This window comes from Endozoicomonas sp. PH6C (assembly GCF_059322965.1).
In genome coordinates this window covers 2,119,395-2,129,286 of sequence record NZ_CP185342.1, presented here as the reverse complement: position 1 = coordinate 2,129,286, position 9,892 = coordinate 2,119,395, and the positions used below count along the sequence as shown (strand labels likewise).

The 9,892-nt window shown below is 52.7% G+C and carries 1 protein-coding gene; it reads left to right on the top strand.

The window, feature by feature from the left end:
• The first annotated feature begins 96 nt into the window (after window positions 1-96).
• A complete protein-coding gene (locus ACOMG9_RS08605) occupies window positions 97-9,873 on the top strand; it encodes a hypothetical protein (RefSeq protein WP_494530086.1) in 9,777 nt (3,258 codons plus the stop codon).
• Window positions 9,874-9,892 lie beyond the last annotated feature (19 nt).

Genomic DNA, 9,892 nt, shown 5'->3' with positions numbered 1-9,892 from the left:
GTCCTCCGACCACGCCGGTGAAAAGACAAGTATCACAACCGTTCTGATATCACAACCCTTCTGAAAGCCATCTAGATCAATCCATGAGGTGTTATCATGCCAGCTGTACCCAAGGATGTTCATGTTGCTATTGTCGGTCCTGTCGAAGGTTGGGAGTTTATTTGGCTAAAAATATGGGCCAGCTTGAACCCGGACCATACAATCCATGTATGGTCTCCCAAAGCTTTGAGATACAAAAGAATTCTATATTCGTTGCTGTTTTCTGAGAGAATACATCAAACTATTGAAACAGATTATCCCATTGATATTGCGCGGTTGAGGCATAGCATCTGGCAAAAAATCGATACTTTTATGGGGGAGGACGGTGATGTAGAAGGATTGGATATCATGAAATCCCATTTTTCAGACAGTGTAAAGATGTCGTTTACCACCCAATGGAATAAAACCAACGATCTGTTAAATCAAATCCGAAATGAAATTGGCACGGTTTCTGTTAACGAATTAGAGTTTGAATTTGAAAAAACACACAGTGAATATATCAAGTACACCTTAAGCCTTAAAAAAACTGTGATAGCCGAAAGAGCTATAGGGTTTTCTCATCAATTCTCTGATGGAGGGGTATATATTGATCAAGGACTGTTACCACCACTGGACGATGAGACCTTTAAAAAAGGGGGTGTTTCGAAAAATCTTATACCGAGAAGCAGCGGTAAGCCTATTTACACGGAGGAGATAGAAAGAGTTAAGGTGCGTGCTATTCTGATAAAAATGTTTGAAAGTGGAATTATTCCTGATCCTGGACCTTATTTTAAGGTACACCTACAACTGCCAAAAGTAGACTCCGATCGAATTCAAAGAGTCGTAAAAGAAACCAGTATTGACAAACTATTTAAAAAACTAAGTGATCGTGTACTATCGAAAGTTACCTTTCATAAAATATTTTTCGGTAAAACTATAGCTAGAGGCCGGCCTAGAGCTTCATACCTTAGTGATTCAATCAAGCCAATAATGTTCGAAGCTGCCCCAAATAACCGCTTGATCGGACAAATAATGGAAGAAACCATATATTTCCACAGGGTTTTAGAAAATCTTAAAAAAAATGAAATAAGCAAGCAAGAGCGTATACCAAAGTTACAGGAGGCTTTGAAAGCATTCTATATCTCTAGCGATGACGTCGATAAAGTTGCAATGATGTTAACAGAGCTTTCATATCATAATGGGGATTTTGAACACAGGATTCTCGCTAAAATAGGTTATGACGCTTTTGAAAGATTAAAAAATAGCCAATCCGGAGTAAGGACCACAGTTAATTATGATCAAAATTTCTTAGAGTACAATCCCTTCTATTACATGAATTCTTATGACAATGATTTTGACCTGCCAGAATTTGAGCGCAAGCGACCATACAAAAAGTTAATAATGATTAATGTTTTTAAGATTCCAGAGAATAGGGAAGAATCTTTGAGAAAGTCTTACGAACTTTATAATAAGTTACGCACTCAAGATGGCAGCGCTGTTTTGTACGAATTTGTTGAATCTGATGCAGTGCAAAAGCAAGCACTTAGAGTGATGGCAGGAGAATCATTCAAAAATATTGGCGTAGACACTAAAGTCTTCATCACTGGAAGTCTTGATTTCTCTAGTACCGAGTCGAGTGCCGTTAATCACATCAACTCCCGATTCTTAGTGAAAAAGCTATTATCAGCTTTAATTGAAGTGATCCCCAAGGATACCACCATACAAAACATAGCATTCTCTTTTGATAACTCCGCACAAGACATTCCAGGTGTTGAGGGTGTCTTGGATGCTGGTCAGAGAGATTATGTTATACCTGAAGTCCTGAGGGGGCTGGCTAAAGAAGGTATCTATGCAAATTCAGCTGTTGCAGTTCGGGGATACTTATCCGCAGGCGTTCCACGGCAAACCACCGGTGATGATCCTGACAGGCCGTCAACCTCGAGAGATGCGCCCGATTCTGAACTCAACCGTATTGTTTTTACCCGGAATAAAGACGACACCGTTACGTATATAGCCAAGTTCGGGTTGAGCTCGCTTGACCCTGATAATGAGTTTTATCCCACAACCGGCCTTGACACTCGCGAATCCATGTTTGCAGATCAGTTGTTCGAATCCATAGTCGTTGAGGATTCGCAGGATTCGGGCGACCCCAGACCCGGAAAGGAGGCAGCCGAAGCCCTGGTCGAAAAAATGTATGCCGGTGACAGGCAGCAGGATGGTTCTGCCTCTGCCTCTGCCTCTGCCTCTGCCAGACCGGAAAACAGGGTACCCACTTCCACCGTCCACAATGAGGTCGATTATAGAAGAGATGCTGAACAATACTCATTTGCCTCTCAGTTCAAAGATGCGATTTTTTTCGGATTAGACAAAGACTCGACCCCTGAAAAAGTTGCTTTTTTCCATCCGAATTCGAGAGAAACGCGTCGTTTGCAAGACACAATCGACATGGCGAAGGAATCTTCCTCCTACACCGAATGGCTTGACCGCTATGAAAGGCGTTTCCCCGAGTTCAACTACATCACCCAGCTTCGGCAGGAAATGAACCAATATCAGGGTGAAGAAGAGAAGGTCGAGGCCTTCAAAACCTTCAAAAGAAAGGCAGAGACCTATTCATTCGATATCTTCAAATTCAATCCCCTCACTAAAGAGGGGGCTGCCATGCTTAGGGCAATATACAAAAATGAATTCCCCAACTTCAATCTTCTCTCAGGTGAGTTGCCGCTGTATTGTGACCGGCGCCGAAGAGCGGCCAATACCGGCAGCTGCGACGCTCGACGCAAAGAGTTGGCGTATGCGCTCTGGTTACTTTCCGGCCCCAAAACCCAACTCAATCTTGATGGCAAAAAAGACAACAAAGGTAAAAAAACCGATATTGCCCTGATCAAACCCACCAACGAAGGTGAGCGCTGGCTGCAAAATTTTTTCACCCGGTTTCGTCGCCTCGAAGCCAAGGACGCATTAGCTGACACCCGGGGCATGCACTCGGTCATTGCCCTGAACGAAGATTCGTTTACCCGCGCGCAACAGCAGATAAAAGACGGGACCCTGAGTGGTCAGCCCCTGTTGCTGAAAGCTACCCCCGCTGCCGGTTATGCGCTGCTCACACCCGATGGCCGGGTTCAGTCGGCCATCGCCGGGGGAGACGGCAACCGCGTCACCGTTCTCGGTCGGCCAGCCAGACTGATTGCCCATGCTTTGGAGACACTGGTCGACTTTACCCCGGACCGCTACATCGCCACCCTGACCGTCAGCGATCTTGCCAGCAGCAACCAGTCCCGCGGAATCACAGCCCTGAACGCCCTGAAAACCTTTATGACCCGCTCGCCCACCCATGGCAAACCCCTGGTGGGCAAGCTGATTGTCGAACCCAGAAGTGGCAGCCCCCAGGTTTTCAAACGACTGGTGAAAGATATCCAGCATCTGATGCCGAAGGACCGCCCGGCGATTGAAAGCCTTGTGCTGCGCTCACCCGGCACCGGACAACCGGAGTACCGCCTGCTTCCTGGCGAAAAGACTGTGCTGAGGTCGCCCCGGCCATCGGATTCAAATCCCCCGCTCCGCTATTTGCCGCCCAGCCACCTTTCGGTTCCGGTGCCGCTCCGGACTAAAGACAGCCTCTCAGGTGTGGCCTCTGAACGAGCCGAATTCAGGCAGCGGCTGCTGGAGTTTGACACCGCCCTGGGGGACATTAAAGCCCGGCACTCACTCGCCGACAGCATGGTTCCCCAACTGGATACCCTCCGTCGGGATGGCCGTGGCTGGCGCATGGACTTTATGGAACCCGATACCCTGACCCGTAAGAACATCCGCTTTACCTCCGGTGCCTTTGATCGCTTCCGGAGCTTTCTCCAGGGGACGGGTCGTCAGGGATTCCGGGTCAAAGGAAAAAAATCTTCCACCAACGGACTGGAAAAGCTCAGGTCTTTTATAGGCCTTTACGACCTGATAGCAGGGCTTTCCCCTGTGGGACACCATTACAAAAATCCCCCGTCTCAGAATATGACGGACACCCAACAGCAGATTTATACCGGGCGCCAGACGCTTTTTTATACGGCTGTGGCATTGCAAGGGATTGAGATCATCAATCTCGGGCGACAGGGGATCAAGACAATCATCCCGGCCATCCGGTCGTCATTGCCCCCCGGTCAGAAACCACCAAAGCTACCCGATATTCCCGGGTCGGGCAAGTTGCCCGGCGGTCTGAAAAAAGTCGGCAGGCTGGGTAAAAAAGTCGGTCGTTTTGTGCCCATACTGGGTCTCGCCGTGCCGGGAGCCAGTCTCACCCTGACCCTCATTGAGTACGAGAACGAAGAGGACCCGGAAGTCAAGAAACTCATGGAATCCATGGTGACCTTTGAGTGGGTGGATACCTATGTCTCCGTCATTTCAGAGTTCCTCGGGCCAGTCGGGGCATTTATTGACGGGATCATGCACTACGTCAGGGGTATTTTTCAGGAGAACTATAAAAGGAAGTTAGAAAAGCTGGCCTACAAAAAGTTGCAGGATGCCTCGGGTGAGGCTGCCAAAATCTTTGACCTGATCCACGCCCAGCTGGACCCCAAAAGCTTCCTGGCCAACAAGCAGACCCTCAATGCCTTGATGAGCGGGGATGGCAAAAGTCTCCTGACCCTGAACATCCGGTCTATCAACCTGGTGAACCAGACCCTGACCTACGGTGGCGTCTATTCATTCAAGCCCACCTTAATCGCCGGGAAAAAAGACAACTGGAAACAGAAAAACTGTGAGAAGATACCCTATGTACCTAAGGCTCCTTTACGGCACTGCGCCAGCGACATCAACCGGATCGAATACTCCCCTGACACCTTTAACCTGATCGACGATGCCCTGGCGACATTGTGCCGGACGGAGTCGCGTTTAACCGGGTATCAATGCTCAGACGGGGTATTCCGCAACCTGGGGCAGATGAGCGATAAAAAGGTCATTTTCATGCCTTCTGTACCCCCGTGGGAGGTCAAGCTCCTCTACTCTCCCTTTGACCAGCGCGATCCAGGGAGTGCGCCAGACAACAGTTCCCCCGGTGCGAAACTTCTGGATGCTGTCAGCGACAGCAAGCTGAAACGGTTATACCAGAAAAAAGTGAAAGACACCCGGTATACCGAGTGCGACGGGCTTGGCTCATGTGATGACATCAGCTACGACTATAAATACCTTGGCCAGATGTTCACCCATACCGACAGTTTGAAATACCGTCAGTCAACCAGCAGACTGTATCTCGATAACAAGGATCACGTCGTCCTCTTTCGCGAGGTCTCATCGACATTCTCCCGACTTCTGAAGTATGACGTGTATAGTCCTGAAGGGGCCAACAAAACCTACGCCCTGATATCCAACGGTAAACACACTATCCACCTTCACCCCCAGGGGCAGACGGCCTCTACCTGGGTGTTGAACTACGACGGCAAGCTCCCCTATGCCTGCATTACTGAGCGGGATGACCAGGTACAAAACTGTCGGTCCTGGGTGAGCCTGTCCTATGAAGATAACCGGGACTTCAAGCTGGGTGAGACCCTTTTCCGATTTCCTGAACCAAGACCACACTCCTGGTATGAACAGGCTTCCTCGTATAAAGTAGTGGCCCGGGATCCCAACGCACAGTTTGAGTGGCGGCTGCTGGATCAAAAAGTGATTCAACGCTTGTACGACAATAGCGGACTGAATGACGGGCCATCAAGGGCGTCGAAACTGAACAGAATCATGAGCCGTTACAATGCGGCCAGCCGGTTCCTGCCGCTGGAGCTGAAAGACTGCGACTTCTCACCTCAGATCCGTGCACGCTGTATGGCCGGAGCGCCGGAGCAGTGGCTCACAATCTGGCTGGCGCCCGAAAAACCGAACCCATGGGCGATGAACAGTGCCTTTGACCCGCCACCTATGGGACCCGATCGGCCCTCGCGGGTCGAGCAGAACCCGGCCTGGCTGCAACACAAGCAGGACTGTGACCGACAGGCCAATGAGTATCTCAGTAAACCTTACCGCTGCTTCCCTGACAGGCTGGGATTGGCGGAAGCGAACCGGAATCAATTAGACCGTATCCGACTCTGGTACGACACCCTTAACCGTCAGGTAATCCGGCTCATTGCTGCCAGTGCCGAGCTGCAACCGGTCCAGCTGCAACCGGTCCAGGGAAACCCGGCTACCGGCTACTATTTTTTTGACTCCGCCAACGGCCAGGTGTTATTTCAGAATAAAGAGGCACTGACCCGGGAAATCAGGCACTTCGATGAGTTGAATGCCCGCTCGTTTGGCCGCCATGTCTCAAAGATAGTGCCGAACAAAGATGAGTCACAATTGCTGGTATTTGATGCCCCCTATTATTACCTGTTGACGGCCAGCCCGTCCGGTCAGCTGGCTCACCAGGTGATTGCGGCAGAAACCCTGGATGGCCAGCTCAGTGTACCCCCTACCCCACCTGCAGTGGCATCTGACACAACGACATCCGACCATGGGCTGATTCCCTTGCAGGATGTCGATAGCTACGACAGGCGTCATCTTCTTAGGACCGGTTTTTATGACGACGCCACCCGAACCTATATTACCTTCCTGAGCAGCCTGCTGGATGGCGACATGCCAAACAATAGAAACGACGGAAGCCGTTTACGGACGATCAATGAGCGTGTCCGGAGGGCACTGCGTGAAGAGCACCTGCCGGTCCACAAGGTGGTGGTTCGGGGCCAGACTGTTTACTACATTTTGTTCAGTCGGCACTCCGGCAAACTGTATTACTTCAGCACCGACGTGAATCGCCCCGGTGGCATCCAGCGGCTGAACTCCGGTTTCCATTTGATCCGCCCTGCAGGCGAGAAGCAAGCGCTGGAAAAGGCAAAAGTAAAGGCAAAGATAGCCAGCGTCGGCGTCTTCAGGCATGTGCAGGCGCACTCCGGCAGCCTCCTGGCCGATACCAACGGTGGCTACCGGCTGTGGATACCGGACAAGGCCTGGGATAACACCCGGGTGGTCAGCGAAAACCTGTCGGTGGAGTCAGGACCTTTTAAGAACTGGCAGGTGGAAGCCACCGGGCAGATCGTCGCCAAGTCGAACGATACCCTGAGTGTGCACCAGTTCACCCCCCAGTCTGGCCTGATGGTGGACAGCCTGAACCTGGGCAAGGTAGTCAACCTGATCTTCGCCAAACTGACCATAGAACACCCCGGTACAACCTGGACCACCGCCAGTGCCCGTTTTTTCATCCGTGAGCTCAAGAGTTTGCTGCGAGACCGGCTGAAAGGGGCCCGGGAGGGGTTCTCGGCCAAGGTGGGGCTGGTGCCGCTGAGACCCATCACCGCAATCATCGACCACCCCCTGTTCAGCGCGATCAGGCAACTGGACGTCTGGTACTACCTGGACAGCGACACCCTGCTGGCAGCCAACACCCGTGACCAGTTTGAAGTCATGGTGAACGACGACGGCCAACTGCTCGCCCTGTCGGACACTCGCAAAGAGGAGGCTTTCGAGTTTTTCCGACAGCCTGATCAGGGCGCCAAAGGCCATCCCTTTTGTGGTGAGGCCGCCGCCGCTTCGCTGACCGGGGTGCCCAGTGAGTTCGATGACCAAATCTCCGTTCCCTGCCGTTACATGGCTAAGCGTATCGACTTGAGGGGTAGCCACCACTGGGAACAGGGTGCCCGGGCGTGGCGCATCCAGACACCGACGGCCCAATACCTGGCTAACCGGGAGCATCTGGCCCTGGTGGCGCTGGACCTCAGCCTGATGGGACCCAGAAACACCACCGGCGGCCTGGTCTACTGGACCCGGCAAGATTTTAACCAGGCCATGGGATCTCTGCCAGCGGGCATACGCCAGAAGGCTGACACCGAACTGATCGCCCTCACGCTGCGCCCTGGCTATTCCCCAACCCAGGTAGCCTGGATGGATTACCAGGGCCAGAGTTCCCGTAAACAAAGACTGTTGTTCGGTTTGCCTGGCAAGGAGCACGGCGTTCAGCAAGTGATTGGCAGCGTCCGGAAGTTCTCGCTCCCTCCGTCAACGAGCACGGTCGTTTATAACCGGAACAACCAGACGCTGTACCGGGTCACCCAAAAGGGTTACCAATCACTGGGGACCTTTGGCAGGGTCGCCGTGATGGCCGAGGGTCTGCTGCTGTCAGGAACCCCCAGAGCCGACAAGATCAAACTGGAAGCGTTGCGGCTGGACACTTACTACCAAGAGCATCGGGTGGCCTTTGTCCGGAACGGTACCCGACAGCGGTTCGGGATCATGGTGGAGGGCCAGGGTGGGTCCGACGTGATTAAACTGGGTGAGACAGACTTGTCATTTTTTACCCGAATCCTCATCCATCCCGGCCTGGCTGAAGAAAGCATCACCAAGCACGACAGGGCACAAACCCGCATTGAACTGAATGTATCGGCCTTCCTCTTCCTTGTCTGGCGCCGGGGTCAGAACCTGGTGCTGTCCAACCGGTTTACCACCGGCGATGCCGAGATCGAGATTCAGCAGGTCTGGGCCAGACAGCACGACCAGTTCCTGCAACCCACAACGCTGGTGTTCAATGACCTTGAGCTGTCATTATCCGACCTGGCAGCACGGGTGACGGACTCAGGTCAGGGGGTCGTCCTGCCACTCACGGTGAGCAGCCTCGTCAGGAAGGAACGCCTCCGATTCATCAACGCCACAGCCAGCAACCCCCTGTACATCCGGCAGGACCAACCCGTAAAAATCGTCACCTACCAGGCGATGGACGGGATTAAACTGACACTGGAACCCCTGAACGCCACATACGTCAGACGTCAGGTGTTTATTACCGGCACAGGACAGTGGGGCTGGGAGCCGGGCAGTGTTCAGGTGAGCGGGCCGAAACCCGACAGCGGTTACCAGTCATGGCCGTTTCTACCCTCCGTAATCAGCTCGTCCGCCGTCGGTAACAGGACAGCGAGACTCTGGGGCAATAGCCGCAGTAATATTCTGTACCTTGGCGCCGACGCCCGACAGTGGTCACTCCGTGGATGGGGCGGTCATGACCTGCTGCTGCTGGGAACCTCAGGCAACATCGCAGCACGGCCAGAAGTGCTGGCAAACCGGGGCGACCAGTGTGACAACCGGAGGCTGGATACGCCCGGCAACAGCAGCCTGTGGCAGGCCATCCTAGACTGGACCCGCCCGCTGGTCGGCGGTGTTGGCAATGACGTCTATGACCTGCGGGCGTGCAGGCCAGCCCGCACAATCGACAGCCGTGGCAAGCATTATGTTCTACTGTCGTCCGGGTCTAAGGCGGATTTACGACGTTTGTCGGGTGATAACAGCACCGCACTGTTCTTTACCGACCTGACCCCGGAACAGGTGGCGTTCAGCCAGTGTAACCCGCAGGCGCAGAGCAACCTCACCCACAACAACCACTCCCTGCCATTGGATAGCCAAACCTTCAGGATCATCAATACCCGCAACAACCAGACACTGGCACTGGTGAAACCGGACGTGCTGGCCAGCCTGCACTTTAAAGGTGGACAAGTCAGCCTGAACCCTATGGCTATGATCAACAGAAATGACAGTACGTCAGCCATGGACGACAGTGACGGGAGAGAGAATGAAGCCGTGACCTTTCTGAACAAAATCATTCGCAGAGGGCAACGGCTGGTGAATTACCTGTGCAGCCTGGCCGGAGGTGAGAAAAACAACATTGGGTCGGAGAGTAAGCGGCCAGTAGGAACAAGCCTGAATAATACGGCACTGTACCAGCACTACCAGCGACTGGTTCAGGACCTCAGTGCCCTTACTGGCAATCACAGTGTCGAGAGCCCGTCGTTTATTCCGTCAGCAAATCGGGGAACAATACAAAGCCTGACGACTCCTCAACCTTTAGCTACGATAGGCCAGAGCTGAACAACATTTACGACGCATT